General features: G+C 68.5%; 12 protein-coding genes and 2 pseudogenes. 7 read left to right on the top strand and 7 right to left on the bottom strand.

Annotation, left to right across the window (positions count from 1 at the left end; all coding sequences use genetic code 11):
* Window positions 1-441 precede the first annotated feature (441 nt).
* Window positions 442-1,086 (bottom strand): hypothetical protein, encoded by a 645-nt coding sequence (locus tag IEZ05_RS10905; protein ID WP_229869663.1) that lies wholly within the window; start codon window positions 1,084-1,086, stop codon window positions 442-444.
* A gap of 114 nt (window positions 1,087-1,200) precedes the next feature.
* Window positions 1,201-1,338, bottom strand: a complete 138-nt coding sequence (locus IEZ05_RS10900; RefSeq protein ID WP_189229792.1) for a hypothetical protein — start codon at window positions 1,336-1,338, stop codon at window positions 1,201-1,203.
* Between the two features lie 78 nt (window positions 1,339-1,416).
* On the opposite strand from IEZ05_RS10900, the gene IEZ05_RS36925 reads away from it, so the two are divergent.
* Window positions 1,417-2,307, top strand: coding sequence for an SDR family NAD(P)-dependent oxidoreductase (locus tag IEZ05_RS36925; protein ID WP_308426917.1), 891 nt, complete (start codon window positions 1,417-1,419; stop codon window positions 2,305-2,307).
* A 129-nt stretch (window positions 2,308-2,436) separates the two neighbouring features.
* Complete coding sequence (locus IEZ05_RS10890) at window positions 2,437-3,462, top strand: SMP-30/gluconolactonase/LRE family protein (protein WP_189229791.1); 1,026 nt, start codon at window positions 2,437-2,439, stop codon at window positions 3,460-3,462.
* A 583-nt stretch (window positions 3,463-4,045) separates the two neighbouring features.
* Here the strand turns inward: IEZ05_RS10890 and IEZ05_RS10885 are convergent.
* Window positions 4,046-4,912: a GNAT family N-acetyltransferase gene (locus tag IEZ05_RS10885; protein WP_189229790.1), complete on the bottom strand. Its 867-nt coding sequence runs from the start codon at window positions 4,910-4,912 to the stop codon at window positions 4,046-4,048.
* Between the two features lie 365 nt (window positions 4,913-5,277).
* On the opposite strand from IEZ05_RS10885, the gene IEZ05_RS37065 reads away from it, so the two are divergent.
* A complete protein-coding gene (locus IEZ05_RS37065) occupies window positions 5,278-5,586 on the top strand; it encodes a transposase (protein ID WP_189229789.1) in 309 nt (102 codons plus the stop codon).
* Window positions 5,587-5,888: 302 nt separating this feature from the next.
* Here the strand turns inward: IEZ05_RS37065 and IEZ05_RS10875 are convergent, their stop codons facing one another.
* On the bottom strand, window positions 5,889-6,527 hold the full coding sequence (locus tag IEZ05_RS10875; RefSeq protein WP_189229788.1) for a TetR/AcrR family transcriptional regulator: 639 nt from the start codon (window positions 6,525-6,527) through the stop codon (window positions 5,889-5,891).
* Between the two features lie 154 nt (window positions 6,528-6,681).
* Here IEZ05_RS10875 and IEZ05_RS10870 point away from each other — a divergent pair, with 154 nt between their 5' ends.
* Window positions 6,682-7,524 carry an SDR family NAD(P)-dependent oxidoreductase gene (locus IEZ05_RS10870; RefSeq protein WP_189229787.1) on the top strand — a complete coding sequence of 281 codons (843 nt, stop codon included), beginning with the start codon at window positions 6,682-6,684 and terminating at the stop codon, window positions 7,522-7,524.
* 401 nt (window positions 7,525-7,925) lie between these two features.
* Here the strand turns inward: IEZ05_RS10870 and IEZ05_RS10865 are convergent, their stop codons facing one another.
* On the bottom strand, window positions 7,926-8,939 hold the full coding sequence (locus IEZ05_RS10865) for a GNAT family N-acetyltransferase (RefSeq protein WP_189229786.1): 1,014 nt from the start codon (window positions 8,937-8,939) through the stop codon (window positions 7,926-7,928).
* A gap of 110 nt (window positions 8,940-9,049) precedes the next feature.
* On the opposite strand from IEZ05_RS10865, the gene IEZ05_RS10860 reads away from it, so the two are divergent.
* The 3 genes and pseudogenes from IEZ05_RS10860 (at window position 9,050) to IEZ05_RS10850 (ending at window position 11,372) form a co-directional block, all read left to right on the top strand.
* Complete coding sequence (locus IEZ05_RS10860) at window positions 9,050-9,658, top strand: TetR/AcrR family transcriptional regulator (protein ID WP_189229785.1); 609 nt, start codon at window positions 9,050-9,052, stop codon at window positions 9,656-9,658.
* Between the two features lie 200 nt (window positions 9,659-9,858).
* A pseudogene (locus IEZ05_RS10855) lies at window positions 9,859-10,150 on the top strand (transposase); the annotation flags it as partial.
* 280 nt (window positions 10,151-10,430) lie between these two features.
* Window positions 10,431-11,372: a pentapeptide repeat-containing protein gene (locus IEZ05_RS10850; protein WP_189229784.1), complete on the top strand. Its 942-nt coding sequence runs from the start codon at window positions 10,431-10,433 to the stop codon at window positions 11,370-11,372.
* Window positions 11,373-11,533: 161 nt separating this feature from the next.
* On the opposite strand, the pseudogene IEZ05_RS10845 reads toward IEZ05_RS10850, so the two are convergent.
* Window positions 11,534-11,974, bottom strand: a pseudogene (locus IEZ05_RS10845) (transposase); the annotation flags it as partial.
* Between the two features lie 360 nt (window positions 11,975-12,334).
* On the bottom strand, window positions 12,335-16,102 hold the full coding sequence (locus IEZ05_RS10840) for a S8 family serine peptidase (RefSeq protein WP_189229783.1): 3,768 nt from the start codon (window positions 16,100-16,102) through the stop codon (window positions 12,335-12,337).
* Between the last annotated feature and the right edge of the window lie 189 nt (window positions 16,103-16,291).

Here is a 16,291-nt window from a genome sequence, read left to right as displayed (position 1 = left end):
ATCCGCCCGCACCCCGTGCGGTGCACGCACCGGCGCCATGCTGATGGGCCCGCACGACGGTGGAATCGGCCGCCATGTCCCAGCAGACCTCAACACCGCATCAGCTCCGCGTCGACCTGCTGAAGCAGCCGCTCGCAAGTTCCCTCAGCCGAGGGCAGGCTGTGTCGTTCATAGACGGTTTTCCACGGGCCGACCTGTTCAGGTGAATCACGCCGCCGCACGCCGGTCGTACCCCACGAAAACACCCGCCGATCACCTGCCGATGATCCCGCCCCGCCCGCAACAACCGTTACTGACCATCAAAAACGGCCGAAACCGCTCCCGTTGGGCCTCCGTCCGGTCACCCACCCTGTGGTCAGGTGAACGATGCGGCAAGAAGTCAGCCACATGATCCGACGGACGGCGACAATCTTGCCGGCCCCTTCGCCGGGGGCTGCGCGGTCATTGATCGTAACGACCGGCAGTCCCCGGTGCGCGGCCCGCGAGCCAGACGGCGATCCGCCTCTGCAACTCCCTGTCGGCGCGGGAATAGTCCCAATGTGCGTACCATTGCAGGTACCGCAGGATGTTCTCAGAGCGGGCCGGGTGAGCCACCGCACTCACGTCAACACCGCTCTCCCCGGTCGAGCAGCCGATGTACACGCTGCTGTCGAGCGCCATCATGCCGAAGCCCGGGTGGCCCGCACGTATGCCGAGGAACGCCGATGCCGCACCCCGGCCCATGATGTCCCAGCGGTCCAGGAGCCGGACCCGGGCCCAGACCGCCGGTGCGGCACGGCGGCCATAGGGCTGGTTCTGCTGATGCAGGACGGCCTGGTGCGTGTGAGTGCCGTGGGGAAGCAGGACCAGGAACTCGCGCCGCCGATCGAGGAGACCCGAGGAAACCGCCAGGTCGTACCAGTCCTCGTTGAGACGCTCGACGAGCCGTGCAGTCTCGTACCGGTGCGAGAACCCGCCGACGATGTCCTCGCGGCCGTAGCCGAAGACGAACGGCATCGTGCCGTCCGGCACTGCGTCCGGGACCACCTCGAGGCCGGCCCGCCGCAGCGGCCGGTACACCTTGCGTTCGCGCTCTTGGACACCCACAGGTCAGTTTTCTACCAGGCCCAACACACCACAATCGCCCCGGCCACCGCCGCAGGGCCCATGCAGTGCCCTGCCAGGCACCTCAACCGCAGGCCCGCCCGGCGGCCAACCGGCTCAGCCGTTCAGAACGCCGCCGACCTCGGTGACGGGGACCGTGTCCAAGGCCCGTGGAACCGTTACGCGGACCGGCTCACCGATGTCCGACAGGGCCATGGTCAGCGTCACCCCCGCCCCGGACACGTTCACGCTCATACGGATCTGCACCAACCGCCCACCGCCGTCGATCCACGCGTCGGCGAAGACCGCGACGTCGCCGCCGAAGACGTCACTATGACCGCCCGCTACTGGATCCCCATGTTCGCCCCCACCTCCACGACAGCTCTCTATCCCGCAGGGCTTAACGCACCGACGAGACCACCGGCGAACACAAGCAGCTCCCCTCGGCGATCCCGCCGCCTCGATACTGCAAACCGTCGAAGATCACCGAGATGCCGCCACTGTCCGACCCGAACGACCTGCCCCGCAGGGAACTCCCTGCCCGCACCGGAACCGATGGCAAAGGCGCCCTTGTCGGACGTAGGTTGTGCCCCCTTGGATGAAGGCGGAAGTGCTCTATCAGATCGGTGGACCCCCTCGAAGACTTCACTCCTCCGAAGCCGCCTGGTACGTCTGGGTGTTCGCGCCGGAAGCCCATCAAGGCAGGGAGAGATCGTGGCGATGCTCACAGGCAAGGCAGCCGTCGTCACCGGTGGCTCGCGGGGGATCGGCCGGACCATCGTGCTGCGGCTCGCGCGAGTCGGAGCGACGGTGGTCTTCAACTACGCGCAGAACCTGGATGCTGCGGACGAGGTCGTGCAGCGGGCCGAGAAGGCGGGCGGGAAGGTCATCGTGGCCCAGCTGGATCTGGCCGAGCCCAGCCGAGGAGCTGTTAGCTACTGCCGAACGCCAGCTCAGCGGTCTGGACATTCTGGTCAACGACGCGGCCACGCATACCAGCAGGCCAGCGGTGAAGTCCCGACGTGCACTGAGGCCGGCGGTCTGAGCCTGAGTTTGGGTGCGGGCCTCATGGTGGGCAGCGGGGGCCGTGGATGCGGGCGCGGCCTGAGCGGGTACGGACCGAGGGGCGGGGCCTGCCATGCCGGCCCCGGACCGCTGGACGGCGCCCGTAACCACCCGAGGGCGATCGTCACCTCAACAGCACAGCCAGGGCAGGCCATCTGATAGAAGTCGTCCCAGAAACCCGCGCTTCGCCATCGCAGTCGTCCCTCTCGAACCGCGCCGGGGCCGCGCCACCTCCGCCGCTGTGCGGATGCCCCCCGACACCGCCGACGCCCAGGCAGGGAGCCAGCCGTGACACCGACCCGCCGTCTCCTCTCACCCCGCCTCTGGACCCCTCCCCCGGCCCCGGCCAACCAGGGCCGAACACCCACCACGAGCCGCTTCACCGTCACCCGCCGCATCTCAACCGGCGGCCACGGCCCCGAAGACGCAACCTTCGACCCGCACGGCCGCTTGTACACCGGCCTCGCCGACGGCACCATCGTCCGCATCGACCCGGCGACCGGCGACCGCACCGTCATCGGCAACACCGGGGGCCGCCCGCTGGGGCTTGCGCCCTCCACCAACGGCACGCTCCTAATCTGCGACCACGACCGCGGCCTGCTGCGCATGTCCCACAACGGAGCGGTCGAGGTCCTCGTCGACACCGTCGCGGGTCTGCCCCTGACCTTCGCCAGCAACGTGGCCGAAGGCCCGGACGGCACCATCTGGTTCACCGTCTCCACCCGCCGCTGGCACCTCGACCACTACCTCGGCGACGTCTTCGAGCACTCCTGCACCGGTCTCCTGGTCCGCCGCACCCCCGACGGCGCCGTCACCGTGCTGCGCGACGACCTGAAGTTCGCCAACGGCCTGGTCCTCGCGCCCGACGCCTCCCACCTCCTCGTAGCCGAAACCACCGGATACCGCATCAGCCGCTACTGGCTCACCGGCCCCAAAACCGGAACCACCGAACCCTTCACCGACAACCTCGCCGGCCTGCCCGACAACATCAGCCTCGGCAGCGACCAACTCTTGTGGGTGGCGATCGCCGCACCCCGCAACACCCTCCTCGACAGGCTCCTGCCCCTGCCCGGGCTCCTGCGCACCCTGCTGTGGAACCTCCCCGAAACCCTCCGCCCCAAGCCCACCCCCCTCGCCTGGGCCATGGCCTACAACCTCGACGGACACCTCATCCACGACCTGCGAACAGACGACGGCACCTACAGCTTCGTCACCAGCATCACCGAACACCACGGAACAGCCATCGCCGCAAGCCTCCACGAAGACGACCTCGTCGTCCTCGCCACACCCACCAGGCCCACCGGACGCGAGTGAGCACCAGCCGCGGACGACCGCGGCCCGGTGCTGCCGCCCTCGAGGACGACCATCGCGTCCACGACGCCCGAAGCAGGACCGTCAGGGACCCGGGCTCGGCCCCCACCGAGACCGGACCACCACGATCCCCAGCGCGCGTCACCACAGCCACCGCACAGCACCAACCCCGCCCCTCTCCCCCACCGGTGGGCGAGCACCGGTCCACTCCAGGTGAGCCTCGCCGGCACGCCGAGGGCTGGGGCGAGTACCTGAAGGGCGACGACGAGTTCCAGGCGTACGCGGGCGCGCTACGCGACGAGGAGGTCATCGGCCTGGGCATCAGAGGGCTGAGGAAGCCTTCCCGAAAGGGCAGCGGCGACAACTTGCCGACGCCGTCGGGCACAGCGGCAGATGCCCGCCGCGTGATCACCCGGGCGGCCATCGCGTCCGGCCGCAGGCCCAGCAGATCGAGACCGAAATGAGCCTCCGGCTCGCTGCGCAGCCCCCACCGATCTCCGCCTGGTCGCGCCACCACGAAGACGCTGGAGCAAGGGGGCGAGCATGCAGTCCTCGTCGCACGCCTGAAGGCCCCCCTCTACGTGAGTCAGCCGATCTCGTATCCGGCCGAACGCAGAGCAGCCAGCGCCTGGTCACGGCGCTGTTCGGGGAAAAGTACCAGGTCGGCATGGTAGGTCGACGCGGTGAACACCGGAATCGCGGCGCAGGCCAACGGCGTGAGGACGGCGGCCAGCAGACCCGGCTCGTCGAGTCCGTGGCTCGGATCGGCGTCATACAGCGCGATCCAGCGATCGGCCGCGGGCACCGAGCTGTCCGCACAACGGATCACCGTCAGGCCTTCCGGCGCTCGTACCAGGGTGAGCCAGTCGTCGCCGCCCGGCTCACCTAACTCTGGGCGGTGTTCAAGGGCCAAGACCGCGTCCAGCACCCGGAGCCGACGCGGAGGGCTGGACGCACGTCGCGCCAGGTCGACCCTGAAGGCCACGCGGTCGAATCCGGGACCGTCGTAGTCCGGCTGGGCGGGTGCGGCCGTGAACCCGAGTTGGGCGTGGAAGGCCTGGGAGGCGGTGTTCTCCGGGCTGGTGATGCAGTGGACATACCGGCGGCCGTGGGCCCGTACGAGAGCGAAGAAGGCACGGTAGAGGGCGCGCCCGACTCCCTGCCCGTGCCGCGCCGGGTCGACGCCGACGAAGTGCACATAGGCAACGTCCGGTTCGGTCTGCGAGAAGAAGCCGACAAGGAACGCCGCGAGTTCTCCGTCGGGGCGCTCGATGAGAAAGCTGGTGGTGGTGAAGTGCTGGAAGTACAGGCGCGGAAGCAGCAGCGAGCGTTCGATTGACCCGGCCTCGCCCTTGAGTCCGCCCCACCACCTGTCCAGCACGGCCAGCACCCGCAGGTGATCTGCGGCCGTTGGATGTCGGGCGGTCAGTCCAGCAGGCAGATCGTTGATCACCCGGGCAGTGTAGAGGCGCGTGAAAGCGACTACGCCAGGATCCCGTCGGTTTTGACCGTCCGCACGGTCCGCCGGGCAAGGGCCCAGGTCGTGAAGAGCGTGTCGCCGTCCATGCCTGCACCTTCGTGCCTCCCCCCACGGGAGACTCAAGCCCGGTCGCCCCGCTGGTGCTTTCACCCCACTGGGTCGCCAGTGGACAGGTCTTGACCATTACTCCAGCGTCGGGGCGGACAGGTCGTGACACTGCAGCCCCGGTGACAGCGCTAACGGAGGCGTGCATCACATCCCGGACCAAGCCTTATCGGCTTGCGGCAGCTGAGCTGTCACACAGACATCACTCCCTGAAGATCTCACCGAAGCAGGTGATGCCAGCTTTCGCGACCATCCAGATGCCGAGATACTCCAGGGCTTCCTCCGGCCTCGGCGTCCAGCTCGCGGTACGTGTTCTCGCCGAGACCGGCGACAACCGCAACCGCTTCGCCGACGCCCGCGGCCTCAAGGCCTATGCCGGATTCGCACCGATCACCCGCGCCTCCGGCACGAAACGCTACGTCGGACGCCGCATGGTCAAGCGCAACCGGCTCCGCCACGTCGGTTGCCTCTGGGCTTTCTCCTCCCTGCGCCCATCGTCCCGGGGCGCAGGCCCACTACCGCCACCGGGGCGATGTCGGTGACTGGCCGCACAAGCTCAGCGGCGCCTGTTCGATCGCCCGCTCGGACAGCTGTTCCACTGCCTGCAGAAGCGAGTCCTCTTCGAGGAACTACGTGCCTTCACTCCGTCCGCAACCTCACCAAAGGCAGCTGCTGACGGGGTTTCTAAGAACGGTTCTGGCCGGTGATGGCGACGCCGGGGGGATGCGGGCTCTGACCTAGGCGAACGAGGCTCGGCCATACATCTGGCGCTCGAGGTCCTGATTCCGCCTTTGCGGAGTCGGGGACCGGCGCTGCTGAGCGCGGTTGCGGCAGCGTCACCGGGTCAGCCGGCGCCTCCGGGGCCGGGCAGCGGTGCCTGACAGGGGTGGGAGCGGAGCCCGTCGAGCACGATCGCCAGATAGCGTCGCCACATCTCGGAAGGGTCTTCGCCGGACAGGGCCATGACGGCGTCGATCATCGCCGCGATCGGTGCGATATCGGCCTCGGTGACTCCGTCCCGCAGCGCACCCTGGGCGCAGGCTTGGGCCACGAGATGTTCGCAGTGCGCGGCGATCTCCTGCCGCGCTCGGGCCAGGCCGGCGCCCTCGACGGTGCCGTGGCGCATCAACTCACGCAGCCCCCGGTTGCGCGCGGCCCGCGCCAGGGCCCTCTCGAGGAAGCCGGCCAAGGCGGCGAAGGCGTCTTCCTCGGCCCGGGCCTGTTGCGCCATCGCTGCGATCTCGGCGAGTTCTTCACCGAAGACGGCCTCTGCGAGTGCCTGCTTGTCGGGGTACTTCCGGTAGACCGTGCCGACCCCGACGCCGGCGTGGTGGGCGACATCGTTGAGCGTGGCCTGAAACCCTCGTGAGGCGAAGACCTCGCGTCCGGCCTCGAGAATGCGTCGACGATTGAGCTCGGCGTCCCGCCGCAGCGGACGTGCCCCTGCCACAGCGGGCTCCTCGCCTCCCGTCTGCCTGCCCATGGACGACTCCTTTTCCGCTGATGCCACGACCGAACCGGATACATCATATCCGGTTCGTGGTACGGTCCAACACAAGCGGATAGGAGGTATCCGCATAGCGGTCCCATGGAACCCGGGCTGCTCGGTTGCACAGCCCGGAGGAGGAGAGCCAGCGATGCAGACGGTGGTCATCACCGGAGGAACCGACGGACTCGGCAAGGGGCTCGCTCTGCACTACCTGCGCCAGGGAGCACGGGTGCTCGCCGTGGGCAGTACGCCCGCCAAGGGCGAGGCGTTTCTGGCGGAGGCGTCGGCCCTGTCAGCCGATGAGCGTGCCGCCTTCCTACAGACGGATCTGACCTCGATCGTGGCGGCGCAGGAGCTCGTCGCCACCATCGAGAGCACCTGTTCCTCGGTGGACAAGCTCATTCTGTGCGCCCAGCGTTACCGGCTCTTCGGCCCTCGAACGGTCACCCGCGACGGGTTCGAGCACAGCTTCGCCCTCGCCTACCTGAGCCGGTACATCCTCAGTCACGGCCTGCGCAAGGTGCTGGAACCCGCAGCGCGACCGGTCGTCATGAACGTCGGCACTCCCGGCATCCCGCTGGGCCGGATCCACTGGGACGACCTGCAACTGACGCGCCGCTACAGCGGCACCAAGGCCACTCTGCAGTCCTTCCGCGCCAACGACCTGCTTGGCGTGGCCTTCGCCACGGTGCACGCCGACACTCCGATCCACTACATCGGCTACAACCCCGGCGTCGTGGCAACGGGCATGCCCGACCACCTGCCACACCCGCTACGCGCCCTCACCCAAGCGTCCTTCACCCTGCTCGCCACCCCCGTGGCGAAGGCCGTCGTCCCGATGACCCGCCTCCTGGACGATCCGCCGAGCGAACGCTTTACCGCCTACCGCACCACACGCCGGCTACTGCTGAAAGGCTCATCCTTCGAAGAGGACGCCGCACTGCGCCTGCACCGCCTCACACAGGACATGGTGCTCCGTCATGGCGCCTAGTACTGCCACGCAAGGACTCCGGAGTGATCAAGGGTTATGGCGTCCACCTCCATCTCGGCCGGCTGGGGCTGGGCCTACGAGCCCACGTCGCTGCGCCCCCGGCTCCGTTCCGTCCGGAACGCGCAGAGCCTGCGCGACCGGCTGCTCGCCATGGGCCACGTCCTGTCGTGTGTCCACGTCACCGGGGAGAACTGCTACGAGCTGACGGTCGCGGTCCGGGCGCGCAACACCTCGAGCAGGTCATCGAGGACCTCGCGGAGATGGGTGACACCACCACCGGCGTGGTGCTCTCCGAGCCCGTGCATCCGCGTGACGTGGACATCGCCGCGTGGCTCCTGCCGGAGGACTGAGAGCGACGCGCCGGGCAGGACGTGGCCGTGATTCGGGGAACCGGGTGCCCGTCACTGCGGACGGCGGGCCGGTTCGTCGTCCCAGGCCATGGAGGACATCCTCCAGCCGTCTCGGGTCCGGAGGAACTGGGTGGTCTTGTGACCGCGTCCCTCGATGGGTGCTCCGTCCCGGACGCCGGACTTGCGGTACTCGCTGAACCGGTGCGCGACCGATCCGAAGATCTCGGTGCGCTGGGAGACCTCCCACTCAGAGAACTCCGTCAGCGTGCCGTCGGTGAGCATCTTTCGACGCGGTTCGACGAACGCGTCCACGTCCATGATCACGGGGTCGTTCCCGATGTTGGAGATGATCCGTCCCTCCGGGACGAAGAGTTCGCGGATGTTCTCCAGATCGGGGCGCCTTCCGCCGGTGTTGGTGAAGGAGTCCATGAACAGGCCCATCAGCCGGTCGATGTCCGCCTGGTCGCCGGACGCGGACACGAACTCGGGCTCGGGCTCGGGCTCGGGCATGGACCGAACCTCTGCCAGCGGCCACTCCTGCGCCAGGACGGACCACACCTCGCTGTCGTGGCGCACTCCGCGGTACGGGTAACGCTGCCGGAGCACGCCGTCCCGGGTCATGCCCAGACGGCGGGCGGACGCGATGCTGCGGGTGTTGCCCGAGGCGACCCACCACTCGACCCTGCTCATTCCGCGCTCGGTGAAGGCCCAGTCGATCAGTGCCCGGCACGCGCGGGTCACCAGTCCTCGGCCCTGCCCAGCCTCCTCCAGCCAGCAGCCGATCTCGCACACGCCCGAGGAGGCGTCGAATCGGGTGAACATGACGCCGCCGACGAGCACTCCGTCCAGCCAGATCCCGTATATCCGGCCGCTGTCGGAGGACGAGAGGTCGGCATAGCGCTGGAGGGTCGACCTGGCCGAGGCCAGGTCGGTGGTGAGCGACGCCCAGGGGATCCACGGGTCGACCAGGGGGCGGGCCCGGTCGATGTGTGCCAGGAACTCCGGGGCCTGCCAGGGCTCCAGGGGGCGCAGTTGTGCGCGGTCGTCGAGCGGGTTGGTGAACATGGGCGTTCCGCCTTCCGGGTCGGGTCGGCCGATGACGCAGGCGGAGGAGCTGCCCGCGGTCACATGGCAAGGAGGGTGCGTAACAAGCGTTTGGTATGTACGCTAGCGGCATGGCGCCCCCCGCACCCGGAGATCACGAAGCCCGCCGCAAGGACGTGTCCGAGGCGGTGTGGCGCGTCCTTGCCGCCAAGGGATTCGATGGGCTGACGCTGCGCGCCGTCGCCGCCGAGATGGGCGTCTCGACCGGCATGCTGACGCACTACTTCCCGAGCAAGCGGGCCCTTGTCACGCACGCGCTAGACCTGCTGGAACAGGACACGGCCGGACGCCCGCGCCGGACTCCCCCCGCCGATGGCCTGCCCACCGTTCGGGCCATGCTGCTCGACATCCTGCCGCTCACGCCGGCCGACACCGCCCGCAACCGCGTCTGGGTCGGCTCCTGGGACCTGTCCCTCGCCGACGATGCGCTGGCCGCCCAACAGGGCGACCGATACGCGAGGTTGCGCGACGGCTTTCGCCCTCATCTGGAGACGGCACGTGACCTCGGGGAGATCCCCGCGACGGCCGACACGGGTCAACTGGCCGCCGCTGCCGTCGCCTTCGTCCACGGACTCGTCGTACAGGCCCTCTTCGACCCCGGACGGTTTCCCGAGGACGTGCAGATCGCCATGGTCGACGACTTCGTCACCCGGCTCGCCGGGCCGGGGCCCATCGCTTAAAGAGCGTTTGTCCAAGTGATGGCGTTTAGTGAGGGTGCTACCTCATATTTCGGTAGTAGTGTCAGGAGCAGCGCTGCCCCGGGGCGCAAACGGTCGCAACCGGCGGCGCGTTGGGATCAGACAGGGGCGAACACCCCGAAACGGACCGAGGTGCGCCCCTCCTGCAGTCACAGAGCCCTCACAACAAGCCCAAGGCAATGCGCTATAGAACCGGCACCGCGGGCAGGATCGAGAACGCTCAGGTCGCCGTCTACCTGATCTACACCGGCCGGCGCGGGCACGCGGCAGTGGACCGGGAACTGTACGTCCCGCGCTCCTGGAACTCCGACCCCGACCGCTGCCGCACCGCCGGGCTTGGCGGGGAGGCTCCCTTCGTCACCGAACCGGAGCTGGCTGCCCGCATGGGCGCCCGGTTCCTGGACGCCGGCCATCAGGCCGCACGGGTCGCGGGCGACGAGGTGCGGCGGCAACTCCAAGCTGCGAAACACGCTAACGAGGTGAAGATCAGCCGTAGAGGACTGGCCACCGCACAGGTGTTCCTTTGGTCGATGCGGATTACAGCGGCTGGCGGATCGACGAGGACGGAGGCAACACTCCACCCAGGTTCTTCTGGAACTGTTGCGGACGCCTTCATGGCGGGAGTGAAATGCTTCTCATGTCGTACCGACGCACCCAACAACTTCATCGGATCGGCAACCGCGCCTTACATGGCCGCCCGATGGCCACGGCTCGAAGCGTGACAACCGTGCCGCAGCCTCGAGGGCCACTGGCGGTGGCCAGCCTGGCCACGCCGAGGCAAACCACGGCCGAGCCGGCTACGTCAGACGCCACACCAAGGCAGGGGCTTGACTGGGCGCGTCGCATCGAACTGGTAGCGGTCCTGATTGCCGCCTTCGTCAGCGTAGCCGGCTTGGTGTACTCCAACGCTCAGGTCGGCGACCAACTGAGGATTAGTCGCCAGGAGTTGGGGATCACCCAGGAAGGGCAGATCACCGACCGGTACACCGCAGCCGTGGAAAATCTCGGCGACGACGCCACAGATGTCCGTCTAGGCGGCGTATATGCCCTGCAGCGCATCATGCAGGACTCCCCCCGCGACCACCCAACCATCGGCAACGTCCTGGCCACCTACATCCGCACCCACGCCGACAAGCCCCGCAAGAAGAGCGAGGCCCTATCAGCCGATGTGCTGGCCGCCCTGGCTGTCCTCGCTTTTCGCGATTCCGCCCGTGATGACTACTTCACCCTCGACCTACGAGACACGCATCTGGCCGGTATTGACCTCTCGCCTCGCCGGAGCAAGGAACTGGATCCTGCGGATCGCTCTGGCGCCTTCCTGCCTCACACGGATCGGCCCCGTGCGAACCTCTCCGGCGCGAACCTGTCCGGAGCAGATTTGACCGATGCGAATCTGACCGGCGCCAACCTGTCCAGAGCCGACCTGTTCCACACGAATCTGGCGCGCGCGAATTTGCGTGGCGCGAACCTGTCCGGTACGAAACTGTCCGGTGCAGACCTGACCACTCAGTACCTGTTCGGTGTAAACCTGAGCGGTGCCGACCTAGCGGGCGCCAACCTGTCCGGCGCGTATCTGAGGGACGCGGACCTGTCTGGCGCAGATCTTTCCTACGCAAATCTGACCGGTGCACAACTGACCAGCGCAGACCTGGCAGGCGCAGACCTGACCGGCACGGTCGGTATAGATCGAAGCTGATCCCGATACCTGAAAGCTTGGTAACGGCAACGGCAGCCTCTGTAGCACCGCCCGCCGGGTCGCAGGAACCTGTTAGGCGCAGATCTGACCAGCGTTGGCCTGGCCTTCCTCGTCGTGCGGATACGCTCGCCGTACGGGACCGACCAGCGCCTCGGCGTCTATTAGCGGCGCACTTGGCTCTCGAGCCTGCGACAGCAGATGAGGGCGCAGGCGATGCTGAGGAAGGCCAGAAAGCGGTCCGCCTTACGTCCGCAGCGTCGGTGGTGGCGTCGACAGCCGGCCAGCCAGGCCATGGCGCGTTCGATGACCCAGCGGTGGCGGCCCAGTCGCTGCGAGGTCTCGATCCCCATGCGGGCGATGCGGTGGTTGATGCCGCATCCCCGTAACCATCGCCGCAGGTGGGAGTAGTCGTAGCCCTTGTCGGCATGCAGCTTGTCCGGCCTGCCTCGTCGGTGCCCTCGGCGGGACCTGATCAGCGGTATGCCTTTCACCAGGCAAATCAGAGCCTGGCCGTCGTGCAGGTTCGCCCCCGAGATTCCGACAGACAGAGACAGACCGGTCCGCTCGGTGATCAAGTGGATCTTCGAGCCGTACTTGCCCCGGGTCGGGCGGGCCGTCAGGCCCGCCGCTCACCTCCACCCTGCTCAGCTGTCAGGCCACACAGCTGCGTACGGGCCAGCTGCCTCCCCTGACGCGCGCCTGCTTACCTCTCAGCCCCGGGTCGTGCTGAAGGGTGACGCGGAATGCCACGGCATCACCGAGGACCGGCCCATCATCCTGAAGAAGGGCAGGGGGACGGTCCTGCCCACCACGGTGCCTTCGGAGTGACGTGGGGGCCTTACTGGTTCGGTAAGGCGAAGCGCCCTCTGGCGGGCAGCTTCGGTCGGCGGCCGGCACCAGCCGACCGGTCCGCAGTGCAGTCATGGGAAAGACGCCTGGCGGACCGGCCGGGTGGCTCGACGTCAGCGCACTGCGTAGGCGTCGGTCACCGTCTGGACGACGGAGTTGCCGTGGGCATCCGTCAGTTCGGTGCGCAGCGTGACCGGCTTGCCGGCCGCGTCCGCGTGGTTCACGGTCGCGGTCCAACGGCCGTCCTGCTGTGCCGTGGCGGCCGCGGTCCAGGTCTCACCGCCGTCGTACGAGTACGAGACCTTGGCCGCCGTGAGCTTGCCGGGGGTGTAGCCGGCGTGGCCCGAGGCACTCAGGCCGATCCTCTGGCCGTCCTTCGCCGGCAGGGTTTTCATGCCGTCCGAGGGCAGGTCGTAGCGCGGGAAGAGCAGCGGGATGCCCTGGGAGTAGGCGTTCTCGTCCCGGTGTGAACGGAACTTCCAGGTGGTCTGGGTCATGGTCGACCGCTTCCACACGGCGGCGGGCTGACCCAGCTTCATCGTCGTCATGCTGAGCTCGTACGCGGCATCCTCGGCCGGAACGGTGAACACCCCGGACGGCCAGCCGGATTCGCCCAGCACCGTGCCACCGCTGCTGAGCCGCATGCTGCCCGTGTCTCCGAAGGAGCCCTGGAGACCGCTGTGTTCACTGTCGCTCCAGAATCCAGGCGCGACACCGATCAGGTTGTCCTGGCGTTCGGCAGCGAGCAGTTCCTTGCCCTGGCTGTCGCGGGGCGCGGACGGAACGAGGATGCCCCCGTACCACTTCTCGGTGCGGTGCGAACCGGCCTGGTAGGTGCGCGCCCGGTCGACCATGGACTCTCCCCAGGGGAAGCTGGAGGAGAGGTAGCGCTGCCAGGAGCTGTCGCCCGCCGAGTAGTACTCGGTGCGCGTGCTTGGGGCGGCAACGCTGTCGAAGGCGCCGACGCCGAACGTGGCGCCGTAGGGACGGGCGGCGAGCAGCGTGTCGCCGAAGTCCGCCTTGACGCCCATGGACTCGTACGCGGACTCGACCTTGCCGAGCGTCCTGTCCTTGACCTTGTAGGTGCGGTCCGCGGTGACAGTGCCCGTCTCCGCGAAGGCCAGGTTGTAGACGAACGGACTGGCCGCGGTGGCCTTCCAGCTCAGCTTCACGGGTCCGGCTGCCAGCGAGGCGGCCAGAGCGGCCGCCTCGTCCGTCTCGATCCCGAGCGAGGGCAGGGGCGCCGCGCCGTATCCGACGGACGGCTTCCACGGACCCGCGGACGGGCGGTGCGCGATGATCGCGACGGCGCCGGCGGCCTTGGCGTTGCGAGCCTGAGTGACCACGAGGCCGTCGTCCGCCACACGGACCAGGGCGATCTTGCCGGAGACCCCGGCGGCCTTCAGTTCGTCGGGCGTACCGGTGCCGACGTCGACGAGTGCGGCCTGCCCTGTTCCGTCGAGGTTGACGGACCCGCTGGAGGCGGGGGTGGGGTGCAGTGTGGCGCCTCCGACGACCTTGAGTTGCTCGATCTGCGGGGCGTAGGCACGCCAGAAGCTGTCGAACTCGAAGTCACCGTCCCGGGCCCGGCCCTGGATGTCGACCAGATAGTCCTTGATGACGCTGCCGCCGGCGATGGACCCGGAGTGCAGCCAGACGTCGTCCCAGCTGCGGCCGAAGGCGAGGGTGGCGCTGCGGGTCTCGGTGACCCTGTCCTCGGTGCTCAGCTTCATCCGGTGCGCCTTGCGGGCGTCGAGCACCAAGGTGGTGTCCTTGGTGACGTTCAGCTGCGGCCTGGCGAGGTAGCCGACGGAGCTGACGAGTCTTCCCGTGGCGTCCTCGGCGTCGGCCGAGACGATGAAGCTGGAGACGAAGTAGGCACCGGGGCGCACCTCGTAGACCTGGTCGGTCGAGCCGTCGTTGAAGCGGCGCTCGCCGGTGGCGGTGTCGGTGCCGATGACATCGAGTGAGGACGAGCCGGCGGCGGGCTGGCCGTTGCGGTCGATCAACTTGACGCGCAGGGTGACGGTCTGGGCCCCGATGTACATCGAGAAGGGGGTAGAGACCTTGACGCCCCCGGTGGCAGTCGCCAGCACCCGGCCGGTGACGTCGCCGTACTGGCTGTCCTGGAGGCGGGCGGTCGGGTCGAGCTTCAGCGGGACCTCGGCCGTCGCTCCGGCGGGCACGGTGACGCTCTTCGCTCCGAGTGCGGCGACGGAGGACCGGACGGCCGAACCGTCGTTGCCCGTGACACTCTGGAGGGTGAGCGACAGCTTCACCGGCTTGTCGCCCGTGTTGGTGTACGGGATCCGGACAGTGGTGCGGTCTGTCTTGTCCTGCGGCCAGTTGAAGGTGCCGCCCTGGACGGCGGGTGCGCCGATGAGCGTAGCGTCGATGGCGGCCTTGACATCGAGCCTGCCACCGCCGGTCTCGCGTACGTCACCGGGGATGTCGCTCTTGGCGGACGACACGAGAGCCGCCTTGACCTGTTGGGCCGTCCAGTCGGGGTGGCGTTCCTTGACGATGGCTGCGGCGCCCGCGACGTGCGGGGCGGCCATCGAGGTACCGGACATCGACCGGTAGGCGTAGATGCCACGGCCGCCTGCCGCGGCGGCGGAGATGTCGACGCCGGGGGCGGCGATCTCGGGCTTGAGGGTGTGCGCGCCGATCGCGGGCCCGCGGCTGGAGAACTGGGCGGTGGAGTCGTCGCGGTCGACGGCGCCGACGGTCAGCACGCTGGGTGCGCAGCCCGGGGAGGAGACGGTGTTCGGAGTTGGGCCCGAGTTGCCGGCCGCGATGACGAACAGGGTGTCCTTGCTTCTGCCGAGTTCCTCGGCAGCCAGGCTCATCGGGTCGGTGCAGTCGGTGGGGGTCTGGCTGCCCAGGCTCATGGAGACGACGTCGGCGTGCTGGTCGACGGCCCACTGCATGCCGGCGATGATCCAGGAGGAGTCGCCGGAGCCACTGTCGTTGAGTACCTTGCCGACGAGCAGGTCGGCGCCGGGAGCGACGCCCTTGTTCTTCCCGTCACTGGCCGCGCCGGTGCCGCCGACGGTGGACAGCGTGTGGGTGCCGTGGCCCTGGCGGTCGTCGGTGGTGTCGGAGTCGGTGAAGTTCCTCGACGCGGCGATTCGGCCCTTGAGGTCCGGGTGTTCGGCGTCCGCGCCGGTGTCCAGGACGGCGACCTTGGTGCCCTTGCCGTCGTACCCGGCGGCCCAGGCGAGGTCGGCGCCGATCTGCTTGGTGGAGCGGTCGAGGCTGGCCTCGACCTTGCGGTCCAGCCAGAGCTTCTTCAGTGCAGCGGCGGAGCGGGACCGGGCACCGGTGACATCCGACCAGAATCCGGCGGTCTGCTTCTTGTCGGCCTTGAGCGCCACGCCGTCGATGGACGGGAGCGCGAGGCCGCGCTCGGCGCCGCGCGGGGTGGCGGGCGCGTTGCGTGCGGTGTTCTCGGAGTAGGTCGCGATCAGCGGTACGGCGTCCGCGTGTGCGTCGTCGTACCCCTGGCGGATGAGCCCGGTAACGTTGAAGAGTTCCTCGTCGACGGTGTCCTCGGCGAGCGCCTTCACCGCGGTGTCCGGGTAGACGTACAAATCCTTCCCCGAGCGGCGGGTCTGGACGAGGGGGACGGTGCCGTCCTCACGGGCCAGGGCGGTCGCCGAGGCGTTTCCCGAACCGTCGGTGGTCACCAGCACCTTGTCGCCGGTGACCAGCGTGACGGTGACCGGCTTGTTCCCATCGGTGGCGGCAGCCGCGCTGCCGGTCAGCGGTCTCTTCGTGATCACGTCGTCCTGTGGCGCTGCCACGGACGGTGCGATCACCGAGACGGCGAGGACTGCGGCTGTGGCCGCCCCCAGTGCCGTACGCGATATCGGACGCATCGATCTCCCCAAGTAGACCCGACCGGTAGGGCGCAAGAGCCCGCGTTCCGGACGTTGTTGATGCTGCGGTGACGCCAGATTGACAGCGCGACGGGCGGTGGAGGGATGATGAGCCACGGCGGGTTTACGCCGTGGCCGCTATCCGCCACGGTCGGCCGGGCAACTCCGCACGACAGGGAAGCATGGCGG

The organism is Streptomyces flaveolus, assembly GCF_014648815.1.
Classification (GTDB): Bacteria; Actinomycetota; Actinomycetes; order Streptomycetales; family Streptomycetaceae; genus Streptomyces; species Streptomyces flaveolus.
Note: the sequence above shows the minus strand (reverse complement) of the source record. Positions and strands in the feature narration are given on the sequence as shown.